This is a genomic window from Pseudomonas sp. Root562 (assembly GCF_001427125.1).
Classification (GTDB): domain Bacteria; phylum Pseudomonadota; class Gammaproteobacteria; order Pseudomonadales; family Pseudomonadaceae; genus Aquipseudomonas.
The window spans coordinates 107,450-124,389 of the sequence record NZ_LMGK01000023.1 but is presented as its reverse complement, the minus strand read 5'-3'; the positions used below and the strand labels follow the sequence as shown (position 1 = coordinate 124,389).

18 protein-coding genes are annotated in these 16,940 nt (G+C 58.4%); 9 read left to right on the top strand and 9 right to left on the bottom strand.

Annotated elements, in window-relative coordinates; all coding sequences use genetic code 11:
• Positions 1 to 17: 17 nt before the first annotated feature.
• Positions 18 to 1,097: a tRNA (uridine(54)-C5)-methyltransferase TrmA gene (gene trmA, locus ASD60_RS20135; RefSeq protein WP_056855700.1), complete on the bottom strand. Its 1,080-nt coding sequence runs from the start codon at positions 1,095 to 1,097 to the stop codon at positions 18 to 20.
• Positions 1,094 to 2,389, bottom strand: coding sequence for an NCS2 family permease (locus ASD60_RS20130; protein ID WP_056855699.1), 1,296 nt, complete (start codon positions 2,387 to 2,389; stop codon positions 1,094 to 1,096). The genes trmA and ASD60_RS20130 overlap by 4 nt, the downstream gene beginning before the upstream one ends.
• Before the next feature lie 32 nt (positions 2,390 to 2,421).
• On the opposite strand from ASD60_RS20130, the gene ASD60_RS28935 reads away from it, so the two are divergent.
• The 3 genes from ASD60_RS28935 (at position 2,422) to ASD60_RS20120 (ending at position 3,678) form a co-directional block, all read left to right on the top strand.
• Positions 2,422 to 2,613, top strand: coding sequence for a hypothetical protein (locus ASD60_RS28935; RefSeq protein ID WP_156386285.1), 192 nt, complete (start codon positions 2,422 to 2,424; stop codon positions 2,611 to 2,613).
• Positions 2,610 to 3,059, top strand: a complete 450-nt coding sequence (locus tag ASD60_RS20125; RefSeq protein WP_056855698.1) for a DUF4879 domain-containing protein — start codon at positions 2,610 to 2,612, stop codon at positions 3,057 to 3,059. The genes ASD60_RS28935 and ASD60_RS20125 overlap by 4 nt, the downstream gene beginning before the upstream one ends.
• Positions 3,060 to 3,126: 67 nt before the next feature.
• Entirely contained in the window at positions 3,127 to 3,678 is a 552-nt protein-coding gene (locus ASD60_RS20120) for a DJ-1 family glyoxalase III (protein WP_056855697.1), read from the top strand.
• On the opposite strand, the gene ASD60_RS20115 is transcribed toward ASD60_RS20120, so the two are convergent.
• The 3 genes from ASD60_RS20115 to ASD60_RS20105 form a co-directional block, all read right to left on the bottom strand.
• Entirely contained in the window at positions 3,675 to 3,971 is a 297-nt protein-coding gene (locus ASD60_RS20115; protein WP_056855696.1) for a HigA family addiction module antitoxin, read from the bottom strand. The two genes, ASD60_RS20120 and ASD60_RS20115, sit on opposite strands and share 4 nt — an antisense overlap.
• Before the next feature lie 13 nt (positions 3,972 to 3,984).
• On the bottom strand, positions 3,985 to 4,263 hold the full coding sequence (locus ASD60_RS20110) for a type II toxin-antitoxin system RelE/ParE family toxin (protein WP_056855695.1): 279 nt from the start codon (positions 4,261 to 4,263) through the stop codon (positions 3,985 to 3,987).
• An 85-nt stretch (positions 4,264 to 4,348) separates the two neighbouring features.
• Positions 4,349 to 5,587: an MFS transporter gene (locus tag ASD60_RS20105; protein ID WP_056855892.1), complete on the bottom strand. Its 1,239-nt coding sequence runs from the start codon at positions 5,585 to 5,587 to the stop codon at positions 4,349 to 4,351.
• A gap of 362 nt (positions 5,588 to 5,949) precedes the next feature.
• Between ASD60_RS20105 and ASD60_RS20100 the strand changes: the two genes are divergently transcribed.
• The 3 genes from ASD60_RS20100 to ASD60_RS28465 all read left to right on the top strand — a co-directional run bounded on the left by ASD60_RS20100 (position 5,950) and on the right by ASD60_RS28465 (position 8,651).
• Positions 5,950 to 7,386 (top strand): cytochrome ubiquinol oxidase subunit I, encoded by a 1,437-nt coding sequence (locus ASD60_RS20100; RefSeq protein WP_056855694.1) that lies wholly within the window; start codon positions 5,950 to 5,952, stop codon positions 7,384 to 7,386.
• Between the two features lie 3 nt (positions 7,387 to 7,389).
• Positions 7,390 to 8,397 carry a cytochrome d ubiquinol oxidase subunit II gene (gene cydB, locus ASD60_RS20095; RefSeq protein WP_056855693.1) on the top strand — a complete coding sequence of 336 codons (1,008 nt, stop codon included), beginning with the start codon at positions 7,390 to 7,392 and terminating at the stop codon, positions 8,395 to 8,397.
• An 86-nt stretch (positions 8,398 to 8,483) separates the two neighbouring features.
• Complete coding sequence (locus tag ASD60_RS28465; RefSeq protein ID WP_081504875.1) at positions 8,484 to 8,651, top strand: DUF2474 domain-containing protein; 168 nt, start codon at positions 8,484 to 8,486, stop codon at positions 8,649 to 8,651.
• A 26-nt stretch (positions 8,652 to 8,677) separates the two neighbouring features.
• Here ASD60_RS28465 and ASD60_RS20090 read toward each other — a convergent pair whose 3' ends face one another.
• Positions 8,678 to 9,802 (bottom strand): methyltransferase, encoded by a 1,125-nt coding sequence (locus ASD60_RS20090; RefSeq protein WP_056855692.1) that lies wholly within the window; start codon positions 9,800 to 9,802, stop codon positions 8,678 to 8,680.
• Between the two features lie 163 nt (positions 9,803 to 9,965).
• Entirely contained in the window at positions 9,966 to 10,697 is a 732-nt protein-coding gene (locus ASD60_RS20085) for a helix-turn-helix transcriptional regulator (RefSeq protein WP_056855691.1), read from the bottom strand.
• A gap of 321 nt (positions 10,698 to 11,018) precedes the next feature.
• On the opposite strand from ASD60_RS20085, the gene ASD60_RS20080 reads away from it, so the two are divergent.
• A complete protein-coding gene (locus ASD60_RS20080) occupies positions 11,019 to 11,795 on the top strand; it encodes a ferredoxin--NADP reductase (protein WP_056855690.1) in 777 nt (258 codons plus the stop codon).
• A 44-nt stretch (positions 11,796 to 11,839) separates the two neighbouring features.
• On the opposite strand, the gene mscL is transcribed toward ASD60_RS20080, so the two are convergent.
• Positions 11,840 to 12,253, bottom strand: coding sequence for a large-conductance mechanosensitive channel protein MscL (gene mscL / locus ASD60_RS20075; protein ID WP_056855689.1), 414 nt, complete (start codon positions 12,251 to 12,253; stop codon positions 11,840 to 11,842).
• Between the two features lie 666 nt (positions 12,254 to 12,919).
• On the opposite strand from mscL, the gene radA reads away from it, so the two are divergent.
• Positions 12,920 to 14,287: a DNA repair protein RadA gene (gene radA / locus ASD60_RS20070; RefSeq protein WP_056855688.1), complete on the top strand. Its 1,368-nt coding sequence runs from the start codon at positions 12,920 to 12,922 to the stop codon at positions 14,285 to 14,287.
• A gap of 46 nt (positions 14,288 to 14,333) precedes the next feature.
• Here the strand turns inward: radA and ASD60_RS20065 are convergent, their stop codons facing one another.
• Positions 14,334 to 14,702 carry a PilZ domain-containing protein gene (locus tag ASD60_RS20065; protein ID WP_056855687.1) on the bottom strand — a complete coding sequence of 123 codons (369 nt, stop codon included), beginning with the start codon at positions 14,700 to 14,702 and terminating at the stop codon, positions 14,334 to 14,336.
• A 159-nt stretch (positions 14,703 to 14,861) separates the two neighbouring features.
• Between ASD60_RS20065 and ASD60_RS20060 the strand changes: the two genes are divergently transcribed.
• Positions 14,862 to 16,928: a carbon starvation CstA family protein gene (locus tag ASD60_RS20060; RefSeq protein ID WP_056855686.1), complete on the top strand. Its 2,067-nt coding sequence runs from the start codon at positions 14,862 to 14,864 to the stop codon at positions 16,926 to 16,928.
• The last annotated feature ends 12 nt before the right edge of the window (positions 16,929 to 16,940 follow it).

Below are 16,940 nucleotides of genomic sequence, written 5' to 3'. Positions count from 1 at the left end.
TTGTATCACTGCAGCACTCACCGCCGGGTCAACAACACTCCGGATTCCATGTGATGGGTCCACGGGAACTGGTCGAACATCGCGCATTGGGTGATGCGATGCGTATCGTGCAGTTGGGCGATGTTGGCCGCCAGGGTTTGCGGGTTGCAGGAGATGTAGAGGATGTTGTCGAAGCGCCGGGTCAGCTCGCAGGTGTCCGGGTCCATGCCGGCGCGGGGCGGGTCGACGAACACGCTGCCGAATTCGTAGCTCTTGAGGTCGATGCCGTGCAGGCGGCGGAACGGCCGCACTTCGTTGAGGGCTTCGGTCAGCTCTTCGGCGGACAGTCGCACCAGAGTGACGTTATCCACAGCGTTTTCGCTGAGATTGCTCAAAGCAGCGTTCACTGAAGTCTTGCTGATTTCGGTGGCCAGCACTTTGCGTACGCGGGTCGCGAGCGGCAGGGTGAAATTGCCATTGCCGCAATACAGCTCGAGCAAATCGTCCGGGCGATCGCCCAGCGCATCGTATGCCCAGTTGAGCATCTTCTGGTTCACCGTGCCGTTGGGCTGAGTGAACGCGCCTTCAGGCTGGCGATAGCTGAACGTGCGGCTGCCGACTTCCAGCTTCTCGACCACGTAATCGTGGCCGATGACTTCACGCTTGCCCTTGGAGCGACCGATGATGCTGACGTTCAGGTCGGCCGCGAGCTTCGAAGCCGCTGCATGCCAGTGTTCGTCCAGTGGACGGTGATAGCACAGGGTGATCATCGCATCGCCGGCCAGGGTGGTCAGGAACTCCACCTGGAACAGCTTGTGGCTCAGTGCCGCACTGGCCTGCCACGCAGCCTTGAGCTGCGGCATCAACTGGTTGATGCGCAGGCTGGCAATCGGGAATTCTTCGATCAGGATCGGCGTGCGTTTGTCTTCCTGGGAAAACATCGCGTAGTGACGCTCACCGGCTTCACGCCACAGGCGGAATTCGGCACGCAGACGGAAGTTCTGCAGCGGCGAGTCGAAAACGCTCGGCTGTGGCGCATCGAACGGGGCCAGCAGGTCACGCAAGCGCGTGACCTTGTCTTCGAGCTGAACGGCGTAGGCCTGGGAATCAAAAGTCATGCGTTGAACCAACCCAGCTTGATCACGAACAGAATCGACAGGATCACCAGCGCCGGGTTCAGCTCACGGCCGCGACCGGACATCAGCTTGATGGCGGTCCAGGCAATGAAACCGAAGGCGATGCCATTGGCGATGGAATAAGTGAACGGCATGGCCAGCGCGGTGATCACCACTGGCGCGGCGACGGTAATGTCGTCCCAGTCTATTTCGGCCAGGCCGGAAGTCATCAGCACGGCGACGAACAGCAGGGCCGGTGCGGTGGCGAATGCCGGAACGCTGGCAGCCAGCGGCGAGAAGAACAGCGCCAGCAGGAACAGGATGGCCACGACGATGGCGGTCAGGCCAGTGCGGCCACCGGCACTCACGCCCGCGGCGGATTCGATGTAGCTGGTGGTGGTCGAGGTGCCCAGCAGCGAGCCGGCCATCGCGGCCGTACTGTCGGCGATCAGCGCACGGCCCATTTTCGGCATGTGGCCGTCCTTGCCCATCAGGCCGGCGCGCTTGGCGACGCCGATCAGAGTACCGGAGTTATCGAACAGGTCGACGAACAGGAAGGCGAAAATCACGCTGACCAGACCGATGTCCAGCGCGCCCTTGATGTCCAGTTGCAGGAAGGTCGGAGCAAGCGACGGAGGCATCGACATCACGCCGCCGAACGGGGTGAAGCCCATGACGATGGAAACGATGGTCACCACCAGAATGCCGATCAGCACTGCGCCACGCACGGCAAGCGCCTCAAGGGCGACGATCAGGGCGAAGCCGATGGTGGCGAGGATCGGAGCCGGTTGCTTGAGGTCACCGAGGCCGACCATGGTCGCCGGATTGCTGACCACGATGCCGGCGTTGTGCAGGGCGATCAACGCCAGGAACAGGCCGATACCGGCGGCGATCGCCGAGCGCAGCGGCAGCGGGATGCTGTTGATGATCCATTCCCGGATGCGGAAGATCGACAGCAGGAAGAAGCACACCGCCGAGATGAACACCGCGCCCAGCGCCACTTGCCAGGTGTGGCCCATGTGCAGGACCACGGTGTAGGTGAAGAAGGCGTTCAGACCCATGCCCGGTGCAAGGGCGATCGGGTAGTTGGCGATCAGGCCCATGGTCGTCGAGCCGATGGCGGCAGCCAGGCAAGTCGCGACGAACACCGCGCCCTTGTCCATGCCGGTCTCGCCGAGAATGCTCGGGTTGACGAACAGAATGTAGGCCATGGCCAGGAAGGTCGTAACGCCCGCCAGGATCTCGGTGCGTACGTTGGTGTTATGTGCCTTGAGTTGAAACAGCCTTTCCAGCATGCCTGCTCCCCGTGGCGCGCCCGGCGCCGTGAATGTATCGACTTCAACAGCAAAGCACAGACCGCTGCAAGCGCCTGGGATTTTTCTGTGGGTCGGAAAAAGCCGCGCATCATACCAGTAGCACAGCGTTATGGCTGCTTATGGCGGTGATCGTCGTCGATGTTTTGCGTTTCACCCAAACCAGCCATACTGCTCGCTGGTTTATTGAGGTGGCTATTGGATGAAAAAGTGTCTGTCGATCTTGTCCGCTATCGGGATGGCGTTGCTGTTGGCGGCACAAAGCGCCTCGGCGGCCTCGGCACCGCCGTTGACCGAAGTGAAGGTGCTCAAGGTCGAGTCGCCTCAATGTGGTTTTGAAACCATTGAGCAGGGACAGATCCAGACCCGCTGCAATCACAGTGGCCCGAACATCAGGATTTACGTGCTGGAAGTGGGCTACGGTCGCAGCCAGCCCCATGCTGCTCTGGATGGCTTCGAGGTGAATGGCACCCGCACGCCAGTCTGCGCCTATGAAAACGGCAACCTGACGGATTGTTCGCAACGCACGAAAATCGTTGGCAATTTGTACATCTTCAGCCTGGCGGGCAAGCAGGAAGGTACCTTTACGTACAGCAACACGTCGATCAACGCGCCGGGCAACACGATGTCGACACAGCTTTACATCAAGTAACGGCAAGCCTCGAACAAGGGTAGGGAAAGCTGACTACGCTTTAAGAACCCTCCTGTGGATTGTTCCCATGACCTTTCGAGCCTTGATTACCCTCGCCGAGGGCACCGATGACCTGCAGACCGTCACCTTGATCGATGTACTGCGCCGCGCCAAGGTGGAAGTGGTGGTCGCCAGCATCGAAGGCCGGCGCATGCTGACCTGCGCGCGCGGTACACGCCTGACCGCTGATGCCATGCTGGTGGATTTGCTCGCCCAGCCTTTCGATCTGATCGTGCTGCCAGGCGGTGCCGTGGGCACGCAACACCTGGCTGGCCATCAGCCACTGCAACAGTTGATCAAAGACCAGGCTACGGCCGGTCGGCTATTTGCAGGTATCGCCGAAGCGCCCGCGGTTGCCCTGCAAACTTTCGGAGTGCTGCGTCAGCGGCGCATGACGTGCCTGCCCTCCGTCAGCCATCAACTGTCAGGTTGCAATTTCGTCGATCAACCGGTGGTGGTCGACGGCAATTGCATCACCGCCCAAGGTTCGGGCGCAGCGTTGGCGTTTGCTCTGACACTGGTGGAACAGCTTTGCGGCAAAGCCACGCGAACGGCTGTGGCGGGGGAGTTGCTGGTTTAGACAGCATCAGCGTGAATGCCGATGGGTTTGATGAGCGGTTGCTCACGATGCTCAGCCTGCCAGAGATCGTAGTCGGTCTGAACCCCTAGCCATGTCCGCGCCTTACCAATCCCCGCCCGCTCCAGGCGTACAGCGAGGTCCGGACTGATCGGCGCATGCCCATGCAATACTCGCGACAAATGTGGGCGTGCGAACCCGAGGTGCCGGGCTAACTGCGCGACGCTGATTCCCAACTCGGGCAATACATCCATCAAAAGTGTTTCACCAGGGTGCGGCGGGTTGTGCATGGGCATGTCCTGCCTCCTGTCAGTGGTAATCCAGATAATCGACCAGTTCGATATCTGTGCCGATAAATCGAAAAACGACTCGCCAGTTCCCTGAGACACTCAGGGACCAGTACTCGGCCAATCCTTCCTTCAGCGGATGCAATCGCCATCCCGGTAGGTTGAGGTCGTCAGGGACCATGGCGCGATCCATGAACTGCAGGATGCGAGCCAGACGCTTTGCATGATCGGCTCGAATTCCGCGAGTCGAACCCGTTTCATAGAAGACACGAAGGCCTTTGTGCTGGAAGGATTTGATCATGGAAAAAAGTGTAAGGCGATACATTACACTTTATGCGGTATCTATGTATTGCACATGGTCGGCAAAACTGTGATGGATGACTGCTTCAGACTTTCACCTCTTCCTTTGGCACATGCATGCGGTCACGATTGGCCAGGGTCGGGAATAGTTTGATCCAGGTCCCGGTGACCAGCAGCGTGCCTATTCCCCCCATGACCACCGCCGGAACCGTACCGAACCAATGGGCGGTCAGGCCCGACTCGAATTCGCCCAACTGGTTTGAGGCCCCGATGAACAGCCCGTTCACCGCACTGACCCGGCCGCGCATTTCGTCCGGGGTTTCCAGTTGAACGAACGAGGCGCGGATCACCATGCTGATCATGTCGGCCGCGCCCAATACCACCAGCACGGCGAGGGAAAACCAGAACGAGGTCGACAGGCCGAAGGCAATGGTTGCCACGCCAAATACGCCCACGGCTGTAAACATCACCCGCCCGACGTTGCGCTCCACGGCAAACCGCGCCAGGAACAGCGACATCAGCAGCGCACCCACCGCCGGAGCTGAGCGCAGCAGGCCCAGGCCCCACGGGCCGGTCAGCAGAATGTCCTTGGCGAACACCGGCAACAGCGCTGTCGCACCGCCCAGCAGCACAGCGAACAGGTCCAGGGAAATGGCCCCGAGGATATCCGGGCGACTGCGAATGAAGCGGATCCCCGCCAGCAACGAATCCAGCGTCGCCTTACCCTTGTTCAGCGGTGTTTGCCGAGCGGGCAAATTGAGCATCAATGCGCAAGCGATGATGTACAGGACCACCGTCGGGCCATACACCCACACGCTGCCAAAGGCATAGAGCAGACCGCCGAGGGCCGGGGCGACGATGGTTGCCGATTGCTGGGCCGATTGCGCGGCGGCTACCGCCCGGGGAAACAAGGCGCTGGGCACAATGCTCGGGAGCAGGGCCTGGGTGGTCGGCATCTCAAAGGAGCGGGCGGCTCCCAGCAGGAAGGCGAGGATGAAGATCATCTCCCGGGTGACATGATCCGTCGCGCTGCCAATGGCCAGCGACAGGGCGATCAGCGCCTGGAGCGATTGGCAGATGGCGGCGACTTTGCGTCGGTCGTAGCGGTCTGCGACATGCCCGGTGTGCAGCATGAACAGTACGCGAGGTGCGAATTCCACCAGCCCCACCAGTCCCAGATCGAGCACGTTGCCGGTCAACTGGTACAGGTTCCAGCCAATGGCCACGGTAAGCATTTGGAAACCGCTGGCGGTAAACACCCGGGCCAGCCAGAACGCGAGGAAAGGGCGATGGTGACGTAACAGCAAGGGCGCTTGGCTGGGCATCTGCGGGCAAATCTTGGAATAGGGGAAGGGCGAGGTTATCACCAACCTGTAACAGGAAGTTGCCACGCCTGAAAATTTCATTAGCCAGACATCGATTTTGCTGAGGCAGCCGATCTCGAACGCCATGAGGCAACTTGTCACGCGGCAAACGGCCACGCAGTTCATCGCCGAAATTGGGACTACTCTTTCAACGTTGCTTGATCCAGATCAACGCCCTGCGAAGGGAATTGATTGGCCAGAATCCCTGCGTTGCGATGCCTGTAAAAAAAAGAACGAATTTGAATTCGCCGCACTCCATACCCGTGGGACCCGTGGATGCAGGCTTCCAGCCAGCAGCCGTAATACCTGACAGAGGAAGACTTATGTTCGGTTTAGAGGCACTTGATCTCGCCCGAATTCAGTTCGCGTTCACCATTTCGTTTCACATCCTTTTTCCGGCCATCACCATTGGCCTGGCGAGTTACCTGGCTGTACTCGAAGGCTTGTGGCTCAAAACCAACAACGACACCTATCGGGACCTCTACCATTTCTGGTCGAAGATCTTTGCGGTCAACTTCGGCATGGGGGTGGTCTCCGGGCTGGTGATGGCTTATCAGTTCGGCACCAACTGGAGCCGTTTTTCGGATTTCGCCGGGTCGGTCACCGGACCGTTGCTGACGTACGAAGTGCTCACGGCGTTCTTCCTGGAAGCCGGGTTCCTCGGGGTCATGCTGTTCGGCTGGAACAAGGTCGGGCGCGGCTTGCACTTCTTCTCGACGGTCATGGTCGCCATCGGCACACTGATTTCGACGTTCTGGATTCTTGCGTCCAACAGCTGGATGCAAACACCGCAGGGCTTTGAAATCATCAACGGCCAGGTGATTCCAACCGACTGGCTGGCGGTGATCTTCAACCCTTCGTTCCCTTATCGCCTGATGCACATGGCGACGGCGGCCTTCGTTGCCACGGCGTTCTTCGTCGGCTCTTCGGCGGCCTGGCATTTGCTGCGCGGCAAGGACAACCCGGCGATCCGTACCATGCTTTCGATGGCGATGTGGATGGCGCTGATCGTGGCGCCGATCCAGGCGGTCATTGGCGATTTCCACGGCCTCAACACGCTGGAACATCAGCCCGCGAAAATTGCCGCGATCGAAGGCCACTGGGAAAACAAAGGCGACGAGGCAACGCCGCTGATTCTGTTCGGCTGGCCGGACATGAAAGAAGAGAGGACCAAGTTTGCGGTCGAGATCCCGTACCTGGGCAGCTTGATCCTGACCCACTCGCTGGATAAACAAGTGCCGGCGCTCAAGGATTTCCCGCCCGAAGACCGGCCGAATTCGACCATCGTGTTCTGGTCGTTCCGGATCATGGTAGGCCTGGGCATGCTGATGATCTTCACCGGTTTGTGGAGCCTGTGGCTGCGCAAGCGCGACAAACTCTATACCTCGCGACCGTTCCTGTACCTGGCGTTGTGGATGGGGCCGTCCGGGCTGATCGCAATCCTCGCCGGTTGGTTCACTACTGAAATCGGTCGCCAGCCGTGGGTGGTCTACGGGCTGATGCGCACGGCGGACGCGTCCTCCAATCACAGCTTCATGCAGATGAGCATCACCCTGATCCTGTTCGTCGTGGTGTATTTCGCGCTGTTTGGCGCGGGCCTGGGCTACATGATGCGCCTGGTGCGCAAAGGGCCGAAGATCGATGAAGGCAAGGAAACCAACGACGGTGGTCCTGGCCAGAAACGCACCCCGGCGCGGCCGCTGTCCGCAGCCGACGATGAGCATTCCGATGCCGACCGCACCGTGACCAAGGAGATTTGAATCATGGGTATTGATCTTCCGCTGATCTGGTCCGTGATCATCATCTTCGGCATCATGATGTACGTGGTCATGGATGGCTTCGATCTGGGGATCGGCATTCTTTTCCCGTTCATTCCCGGCAAGACCGACCGTGACGTGATGATGAACACCGTCGCGCCCGTCTGGGACGGCAACGAAACCTGGCTGGTGCTGGGCGGTGCGGCGTTGTTCGGCGCCTTCCCGCTGGCCTATTCGGTGGTGCTCTCGGCGTTGTATCTGCCGCTGATCTTCATGCTCGTCGGGTTGATTTTCCGTGGTGTGGCGTTCGAGTTCCGCTTCAAGGCCAAGGACGACAAACGTCACTTGTGGGACAAGGCCTTCATCGGCGGTTCGATTGCCGCGACGTTCTTCCAGGGCGTGGCATTGGGGGCGTTCATCGATGGCTTGCCAGTGGTCAATCGGCAATTCGCCGGTGGCTCACTGGACTGGCTGACACCATTCACCCTGTTCTGCGGCGCAGCGTTGGTGGTGGCTTATGCGTTGCTCGGTTGTACCTGGCTGATCATGAAGACCGAAGGGAAATTGCAGGAACAGATGCATGACCTGGCGCGGCCCTTGGCGTTCGTGTTGTTGGCGGTAATCGGTATCGTCAGTATCTGGACGCCGCTGGCCCATGCCGAGATCGCAGCCCGCTGGTTCACCCTGCCGAACCTGTTCTGGTTCCTGCCGGTGCCGATCCTGGTGCTGGTGACCTTGTACGGCCTGATTCGCGCGGTGGCGCGCAATGCGCACTACACGCCGTTCCTGCTGACGCTGGTGCTGATCTTTCTCGGTTACAGCGGCTTGGGCATCAGTCTGTGGCCGAACATCGTACCGCCGTCGATCTCGATCTGGGACGCGGCTGCACCACCGCAGAGCCAGGGCTTCATGCTGGTGGGTACGCTGTTCATCATTCCGTTCATTCTGGGTTATACCTTCTGGAGCTACTACGTGTTCCGCGGCAAGGTCACCCATGAGGACGGTTATCACTAGGGCGCAGTGCGAAAAATTGTAAGAGCGAGCCTGCTCGCGATGGCGTCATCACAGACGCCATCCACCCTTACTGGAGAAATTGAATCATGTCCGGCAAACATTCCCTGCACGACATCGAAGAAGCCGAAAAAAAACCGCTGTGGCAGCGGCTCGGCTGGTTGGCCATGATCTGGGCCGGCAGCGTCGGTGCGCTGTTCATCGTCGCCAGCCTGATGCGGATGTTCATGAACGCCGCCGGTCTGAGCACTCACTGATATCCGCACCCGGAAGCTTTTTGGGGTTACTTGCGCGCCTTGAGGATCACGAACTTCGGCGTGGCCGCCACTTGCTCCACACCTCGGAACAGACGCGCAAGTTTGCTGTGATAACCCAGGTGACGATTGCCGACAATGTACAGCGCCCCCCCGACGACCAGCGCCTCCCGGGCTTGCTGGAACATTCGCCAGGCGAGGAAGTCGCCCACCACTTGTTGCTGGTGAAACGGCGGATTACACAGCACCACGTCCAGCGACTGAGGTTCCTGTCCGGCCAACCCGTCGCCGGCACGCACGATGACATCGCGCTCGCCCAATGCTGCCTGCCAGTTCTCGGCAGCCGATTGCACCGCCATGAACGACTCGTCCACCAAGGTGTAATGGGCGTCAGGGTTTTGCAGAGCACTGGCAATCGCCAGCACACCGTTTCCGCAACCGAGGTCGGCCACGCGCGCCGTACCGAGGTTCTTCGGCAAGTGCGGCAGAAATGCCCGCGTGCCGATGTCCAGCCCTTCGCGACAGAACACGTTCGCGTGGTTGAGCAATTCAATGGCCGGTTCGTCAAGCCGATAGCGCGTCGGGTAGGGCGATGTTGCAGGTGCCATTGCTTGAGCAGTGGCAATCAGTAGCCGGGCTTTTTTAACCGCCAACGAAGCTTGCACAGGGCCAATGTAGCGTTCGAGCAAGTCGCCGGCCGCACGCGGCAGGTGTTTGATCATGGCTGCGGCGATCACTTGGGCACCGGGCGCGAGTTGGCCCTGCAGGCGGATCAACTGCTCCTCCAGCAATGCCAGTGTCTTCGGTACCCGGATCAACACCCGGTCGAATGGCCCTGCAACGATTTCACTGGCCGGCACATGTGGCACTGCGTCAAATGCCTGACCATTGCGGGCCAGATTCTTTTCCAACCCTTGCAAAGCCAGGAACGAATCACCGCTGCTGACCACGTTGACCTTGCCCGCCAGACTGGCTGCCAACGCGCCGAAACTATCGTTCAACACCAGCACCCGTGTATCGATCGAGGGCTGCTGCTCAGCCAGATGGTTGAGCAGGTATTCGTCGGCTGCATCGAAGGCTTGCAGCGGTTCATTCTGCTGTTCGGGCTGACGAATCAGGTCAAGGCTGGCAAAAGGTGTTTCGAGCAAAGGCATGGGGCGGGGCTCTGGGTAATCAACGGGTATCCCGCGGCCCTTGGTCAACTTGGCGGCGGGCCGGCCGAGTGGCCTGCGTTGTGGAAAAATCACACGGCAAAACACTCGGGAGGGACCGCGAATGGTACGGTTTTTTGTATCCGATTACTCGCAGGTTTTCGCTTCAGCGAATCGCGTCGCCAGTCAGATAGCCTTCCTTGACAGCGGCAATCACGGCCGAAATTTTGTTATTGACCCCGAGTTTGCGGATGGCTTCCTGTACATGGAAGTTGATCGTCCGTGCACTGAGGTTGAGAATCCTCGCGCTTTCGTAGGCTGTCTTGCCATCGGCCGCCAATTTCAGCACGTCGACTTCCCGTGGCGTCAGATGCGGGGTTTGGGGCCTCTTGGCAGCTTTGGGCATCGCCTCCAGCATCAGTTTGTGTAAATGATTGCCAATGAATACCGAAAAACCGAGGTTTTCGTACAGCTCCCACGCACTGATCGGGCAATGACTTCTGGCAAGACTCAAGATAGAGCACAAGCCACTGTTCTCGTTATGAACGGCTTGTGACCAACCATGCTGCATTCCCTGTTGCTCCATGGTGTCCCATATCCATGGCACGTCATGGAAGAGTTCCTCGGTCCACAGGATGGGCAGCGTGGATTGATTGCAATGTGCTATTACCGGATCAATCAAACTGAACTTTGTGTGTTCATATTCACTGTTCCATTGCTTAGAGTAATTGTTCAATTGCACAGGTTGAAATTGATCATTCACCGGTAAGCAACTTGCTGAAAAAGCACAAAATTTGTACCCGATATTTTTTGCGAAACTCAACGCAACCCGATAGGCGCTATCCATATCCGTTGTGTTGGATAACTGAATGAGTTGTAGCTCCTTCCACCGTTCCATTATCGGCTCCATGTATGAACTCGCGTGTGGGCGCTTTGGATCCAAGCGATCGGCGCGAGTGGAAGTGTAGGATGATTCTTACATCGTGTTGAGATTTTTTTGCTTGGCTAAACCAGTTTTAAACATGTGTCTGGTTCTATAACGCCACTGACGTTTAAGTATGTTGATTTTAATATCATCAATTAACCGAGCAGTTAGTTGTGCTGGGCGAGCTGAATTAATTGAACAAGTTTTTTTCACCCTAAAGGCACCACAAACCATCGGTGTTTCTACCTGTCTATTTGCGCGACACTGGGAGCGTCTGTTGAATGGAGCGTCCCAATGACAGCCAGTGAAGAAAAATTTACCCGCCAGACCTTGCTCGACGTCCAGCCATTGACCCCGAACCTGTTCACGCTTCGGTCGACAAGGGACGCCGGGTTTCGTTTTCGTGCAGGCCAGTTCGCCCGACTGGGCGTGACCAAGGCCGATGGCAGCACAGTCTGGCGAGCCTATTCCATGGTGTCATCGCCCCATGACGAGTTTCTGGAGTTCTTTTCCATCGTCGTTCCGGGAGGCGAGTTCACCAGCGAACTCAGTCGATTGGGGGTTGGCGATACGTTGCTGGTCGACCGACAGGCCTTCGGTTACCTGACCCTCGACCGATTTGTCGATGGGCGTGATCTGTGGCTGTTATCCACGGGGACTGGAATTGCGCCGTTTCTGTCGATCCTGCAGGACTTTGAAGTCTGGGAGAAATTCGAACGCATCATCCTGGTCTATAGCGTGCGCGAATCCCGCGAGCTGGCGTATCAGGAGCTGATCGCGGGGCTGGCCCAACGCGAGTATCTGGAGGAGTTCGTACACAAACTGCAACTCATCAACACTGTCACGCGCGAGTTGCACCCAGGCGCGCTCAACGGCCGCATTACCACGCTGATCGAAAACGGCGAATTGGAACGCGCAGCCGGGGTGGCGCTGACGCCTGAGCACTCGCGGGTCATGCTCTGCGGTAACCCGCAAATGATCGATGACACACGCAAATTGCTCAAACAGCGCGATATGCATTTAAGCCTCAGCCGCCGCCCCGGGCAGGTAGCGGTGGAGAATTTCTGGTAAAAAAAAACGGTGCCTCGGGGGGCGCCGTTTTTGTTTGCGAATAATCAGGGCTGTCTGTTCTGCGCCTTGAGCAGGTCGCGAATCTCACCCAGCAGCTCTTCTTCCTTGGTCGGAACCGGCGGCAGGGTCGGGGCAACAGCTTCTTCGCGCTTGAGACGGTTGATGGCCTTGACGCCCATGAAGATCGCGAAAGCGACAATGATGAAGTCGATCAGTGTCTGAATGAACTTGCCGTACGCCAACACCACCGCCGGGACGTCGCCCTGCGCGGCCTTGAGCGTAATGGCCAGGTCACTGAAGTCCACCCCGCCGATCAGCAGCCCGATGGGAGGCATGATCACATCACCGACGAACGACGACACAATCTTGCCGAAAGCGGCGCCGATAATGATACCGACGGCCATGTCGATCACATTGCCTTTGACCGCGAAGGCCTTGAACTCGTTAAGCACGCCCATAGGTTATTTCCTTGTTACAGATGAGTTGGTGAACGCAGTGTAAATCAGCCAAATGCTTCCTGCCCGAAACAACTGCTTACGATGCTCGCCTGCAATCGACCGGACCGACGGCGAAAAGTTTTAGCGAGCCTTGCCTGCCACCGGATGGCTTGAGCTTTCTGGATCAGGCTTTGTGGACTGATGATGCAGTAATCAGTGTGAACAAAAGGTTGGTGGCGAATCAATATCAGCCGCTATTCTGATGATCTTTTACACTTCCATAACAATAAAGGACTGACGGTTTGGCTGGATCAATCCGCTCGGAGTTTCGAAGGCTTGATATAAAATCTTATCCGTTATAAGTGTGTGGTTATTGATGGGGGTTTTTGATTGCATTTTTGTTGAAAATTGTACGCTCAGATTTAAAGCGGTTAAGTGTTGTACAAGTTTTAATGACAGTTGATTAGGGGGGCTGGTATTTATTTCGGATAGTTTGTACAGGTTGTTAAAGGCGTTTGGATTGGAAGTGTGTGTACCGTTCACAGCTTTATTTAATGTAAGTGATGATATTTGCCTGGCCCCCTCACTCTCGGAACAGTCAGATACGATCGCTGATTCATTCCGACAACAGCATCGCACTGATCGCCGTCACCTGAGCTATCATCGCGATTTTTGCCGGGAGTTCAGATGGCCAAGGCCAAGCGCATGTACGGCTGCACCGAGTGCGGCTCAACCTTCCCGAAATGGGCCGGCCAGTGTGGCGAGTGTGGCGCCTGGAATACGCTGACTGAAACCATGGTGGAAAGCGGCGGGGCGGCGGCACCCAGCGGACGCACGGGCTGGACCGGTCAGCAGGCGCAGATCAAAACCCTGGCCGAAGTCAGCGTCGAGGAGATCCCGCGCTTTTCCACCGCCTCCAGTGAACTGGACCGGGTGTTGGGCGGCGGCCTCGTCGACGGCTCCGTGGTGCTGATCGGTGGTGATCCGGGCATCGGTAAATCGACCATCCTCCTGCAAACCCTGTGCAACCTCGCCAAAAGCATGCCGGCCCTGTACGTCACGGGGGAAGAATCCCAGCAGCAAGTGGCCATGCGTGCCCGTCGTCTTGGCTTGCCCCAGGATCAATTGCGGGTCATGACCGAAACCTGCATCGAAACCATCATCGCCACGGCGCGCCTCGAGAAGCCCAAGGTCATGGTGATCGACTCGATCCAGACGATTTTCACCGAGCAGTTGCAATCCGCGCCGGGCGGTGTGTCCCAGGTGCGTGAAAGCGCGGCCCTGCTGGTGCGTTATGCCAAGCAGAGCGGCACGGCGATTTTCCTGGTGGGCCATGTCACCAAGGAAGGAGCTCTGGCCGGCCCGCGTGTGCTGGAGCACATGGTCGATACCGTGTTGTATTTCGAAGGCGAGTCCGATGGCCGTCTGCGCTTGTTGCGAGCGGTGAAAAACCGATTCGGTGCGGTCAACGAACTGGGTGTGTTCGGCATGACGGACAAGGGCTTGAAAGAAGTCTCCAACCCATCGGCGATTTTTCTGACTCGAGCTCAGGAAGAAGTGCCAGGCAGTGTGGTCATGGCGACGTGGGAAGGCACCCGGCCGATGCTGGTAGAAGTTCAGGCGCTGGTGGATGACAGCCATTTGGCCAATCCGCGGCGCGTTACCCTGGGCCTGGACCAAAATCGTTTGGCGATGTTGCTGGCGGTGCTGCACCGACATGGCGGCATTCCGACCCATGACCAGGATGTGTTCCTCAACGTCGTCGGCGGCGTGAAGGTGTTGGAAACCGCCTCTGACCTGGCGTTGATGGCGGCAGTCATGTCCAGTTTGCGCAATCGGCCGCTGCCTCACGATTTGCTGGTATTCGGCGAGGTCGGCCTGTCCGGCGAAGTGCGACCGGTGCCCAGCGGTCAGGAGCGCTTGAAAGAGGCTGCCAAGCACGGGTTCAAGCGGGCAATCGTGCCCAAGGGCAATGCGCCGAAGGAAGCGCCAGCGGGGTTGCAGATCATTGCCGTCACCCGTCTGGAGCAGGCGCTCGACGCACTGTTTGAATAGTCTTTGATTCTGAGAGGGCGGGCTTGCCCGCTCTCACTGGGTGCTGTCATGGCGTAATCAGGGCACCCAGCTCTCGTTCAAGCTCAGCCTCGTCTGCGAGGTTCAGCTCAATCAGTCGCCGCAGGCGCTCAATGGATTCCAGGCTGATGTGCCGGCAGACAAACCCTAACTGGCCGTTTTCTTCATGGGCCAGCTGCACATCCATCTCGATATCGATGTCATCGCTCAGATGAATGTCGACGAAAAAGTCCTGCGTCGCATCACCCAGCCAAGGTTCAGGGCGTTCGATCAATAGCCCTTTGAGCGACAGGTCGATCAGCTTTACCGGCCAGATGTACTCGCCTTGGCTCAGCTCAGTCCTGGCATCGAAGGCGATGCGTTTGAAGCGACGGCGGTCGGCGGGGTGTTCGCTCATGGCGCAATCCTCTGGATGTTCGCTGACTATAGACCCGCATCGTTGAAACCTGCCAGCCAGGACAAGGGCTCTAGACCAATGTTGGCTATGGTCTTTGCCGTCAGGAGAGCTAAACTCGACGTGGCTGTCTTTCTTGTCCACTCTGGCTGGAATAATAAAATGAAAAATAATAATAGCCTGCTACGCCATTTACCCTGGCTGGTGCTGGCAATCGTAGGGGCGTGCGCTCTGGGTGTAGTGGCATTGCGCCGAGGTGAGGCAATCAATGCCTTGTGGATTGTGGTCGCTGCTGTGGCCATCTATCTGGTCGCGTACCGCTACTACAGTCTGTTTATCGCCAACAATGTGATGCAACTCGACCCGCGACGGGCCACCCCCGCCGTACTCAACAATGATGGTCTGGACTATGTGCCGACCAACAAACACATCCTTTTCGGTCACCACTTTGCGGCCATTGCTGGCGCGGGACCGCTGGTCGGTCCGGTGCTGGCGGCGCAGATGGGCTATCTGCCTGGCACGCTGTGGCTGATCGCCGGCGTGGTGTTGGCCGGTGCCGTTCAGGACTTCATGGTCCTGTTCATGTCCACCCGCCGCAACGGTCGTTCGCTGGGTGACATGGTCCGTGAAGAAATGGGCCGCATCCCCGGCACCATCGCGCTGTTCGGCTGCTTCCTGATCATGATCATCATCCTCGCCGTGTTGGCGCTGATCGTCGTCAAAGCCTTGGCCGAGAGCCCGTGGGGGATCTTCACGGTGATGGCGACCATCCCGATCGCGATGTTCATGGGCATTTACATGCGCTACATCCGCCCGGGCCGCATCGGTGAGATCTCGGTCATCGGCGTGCTGTTGCTGCTGGGTTCGATCTGGCTTGGAGGAGAAATCGCCGCTGACCCGGTGTGGGCCAAGGCCTTTACCTTCACTGGCGTGCAAATTACCTGGATGCTGATCGGCTACGGTTTCGTCGCGGCAGTGTTGCCGGTGTGGCTGATCCTGGCGCCGCGTGACTACCTGTCGACCTTCCTCAAAATCGGCACCATCGTTGCCTTGGCCATCGGTATTCTGGTGACCATGCCAGAGCTGAAAATGCCGGCGCTGACCCAGTTCGTCGATGGCACTGGACCGGTGTGGAAGGGCGGCCTGTTCCCGTTCCTGTTCATTACCATCGCCTGTGGCGCGGTATCGGGTTTCCACTCGCTGATTGCTTCCGGCACCACGCCGAAACTACTCGATAACGAAGTCAATGCCCGTTACATCGGTTATGGCGGCATGTTGATGGAGTCGTTCGTGGCAATCATGGCGATGGTCGCCGCTTCGGTGATCGAGCCAGGGGTGTACTTCGCCATGAACAGCCCGGCGGCTGTGGTTGGCAGTGATGTCGTGTCCGTGGCGACGGCGGTCAGCAACTGGGGCTTTGCAATTACTCCCGAAGCGCTGCAAGCGGTCGCCCATGACATTGGTGAAACCACCATCCTGGCCCGTGCCGGTGGTGCGCCGACCCTGGCGGTGGGTATCGCGCAGATCCTGCACAGCGTGCTGCCGGGTGAAAACACCATGGCGTTCTGGTACCACTTCGCGATCCTGTTCGAGGCGCTGTTTATCCTCACGGCGGTAGACGCTGGTACCCGTGCCGGTCGTTTCATGCTGCAGGACTTGCTCGGCTCGTTCGTGCCGGCGCTGAAGCGCACCGAATCCTGGACTGCCAACTTGATCGCCACTGCCGGTTGTGTGGCGATGTGGGGCTGGTTGTTGTATCAGGGCGTGATCGACCCATTGGGTGGCATCAACACCTTGTGGCCGCTGTTCGGTATCTCCAACCAGATGCTGGCCGGTATCGCGCTGATGCTCGGCACCGTGGTGCTGATCAAAATGAAACGCCAGCGTTATGTCTGGGTCACCATGTTGCCGGCGGTGTGGCTGCTGATCTGCACCACGACGGCGGGCTTCATCAAGCTGTTCGACGCCAACCCGGCAGTCGGCTTCCTGGCCCTGGCGAAAAAATACAGCGATGCCCTGGCCAACGGCCAGATCCTCGCCCCGGCCAAGGACATCACTCAGATGCAGCACGTGATCTTCAACGCCTACACCAACGCAACGCTGACCGCGCTGTTCCTGTTCGTGGTGTTCAGCATCCTGTTCTATGCGCTCAAGGTCGGCATCGCCGCCTGGGGTAAAAAAGAACGCACGGATAAAGAGTCGCCCTTCCAGGCATTGCCGGATGCGTAATCGAGGATCTGC

What these genes read in the sequence shown, in the direction of transcription:
- trmA (WP_056855700.1), bottom strand. Translation starts at nt 1,097, where the DNA reads ATGACTTTTGATTCCCAGGCCTACGCCGTTCAGCTCGAAGACAAGGTC.
- ASD60_RS20105 (WP_056855892.1), bottom strand. Translation starts at nt 5,587, where the DNA reads ATGCCCAGCCAAGCGCCCTTGCTGTTACGTCACCATCGCCCTTTCCTC.
- ASD60_RS20115 (WP_056855696.1), bottom strand. Translation starts at nt 3,971, where the DNA reads ATGCCCATGCACAACCCGCCGCACCCTGGTGAAACACTTTTGATGGAT.
- ASD60_RS20110 (WP_056855695.1), bottom strand. Translation starts at nt 4,263, where the DNA reads ATGATCAAATCCTTCCAGCACAAAGGCCTTCGTGTCTTCTATGAAACG.
- ASD60_RS20090 (WP_056855692.1), bottom strand. Translation starts at nt 9,802, where the DNA reads ATGCCTTTGCTCGAAACACCTTTTGCCAGCCTTGACCTGATTCGTCAG.
- mscL (WP_056855689.1), bottom strand. Translation starts at nt 12,253, where the DNA reads ATGGGCGTGCTTAACGAGTTCAAGGCCTTCGCGGTCAAAGGCAATGTG.
- ASD60_RS20100 (WP_056855694.1), top strand. Translation starts at nt 5,950, where the DNA reads ATGTTCGGTTTAGAGGCACTTGATCTCGCCCGAATTCAGTTCGCGTTC.
- ASD60_RS20120 (WP_056855697.1), top strand. Translation starts at nt 3,127, where the DNA reads ATGACCTTTCGAGCCTTGATTACCCTCGCCGAGGGCACCGATGACCTG.
- ASD60_RS20130 (WP_056855699.1), bottom strand. Translation starts at nt 2,389, where the DNA reads ATGCTGGAAAGGCTGTTTCAACTCAAGGCACATAACACCAACGTACGC.
- ASD60_RS28935 (WP_156386285.1), top strand. Translation starts at nt 2,422, where the DNA reads ATGTATCGACTTCAACAGCAAAGCACAGACCGCTGCAAGCGCCTGGGA.
- ASD60_RS20080 (WP_056855690.1), top strand. Translation starts at nt 11,019, where the DNA reads ATGACAGCCAGTGAAGAAAAATTTACCCGCCAGACCTTGCTCGACGTC.
- ASD60_RS20060 (WP_056855686.1), top strand. Translation starts at nt 14,862, where the DNA reads ATGAAAAATAATAATAGCCTGCTACGCCATTTACCCTGGCTGGTGCTG.
- ASD60_RS28465 (WP_081504875.1), top strand. Translation starts at nt 8,484, where the DNA reads ATGTCCGGCAAACATTCCCTGCACGACATCGAAGAAGCCGAAAAAAAA.
- ASD60_RS20065 (WP_056855687.1), bottom strand. Translation starts at nt 14,702, where the DNA reads ATGAGCGAACACCCCGCCGACCGCCGTCGCTTCAAACGCATCGCCTTC.
- cydB (WP_056855693.1), top strand. Translation starts at nt 7,390, where the DNA reads ATGGGTATTGATCTTCCGCTGATCTGGTCCGTGATCATCATCTTCGGC.
- ASD60_RS20125 (WP_056855698.1), top strand. Translation starts at nt 2,610, where the DNA reads ATGAAAAAGTGTCTGTCGATCTTGTCCGCTATCGGGATGGCGTTGCTG.
- ASD60_RS20085 (WP_056855691.1), bottom strand. Translation starts at nt 10,697, where the DNA reads ATGGAACGGTGGAAGGAGCTACAACTCATTCAGTTATCCAACACAACG.
- radA (WP_056855688.1), top strand. Translation starts at nt 12,920, where the DNA reads ATGGCCAAGGCCAAGCGCATGTACGGCTGCACCGAGTGCGGCTCAACC.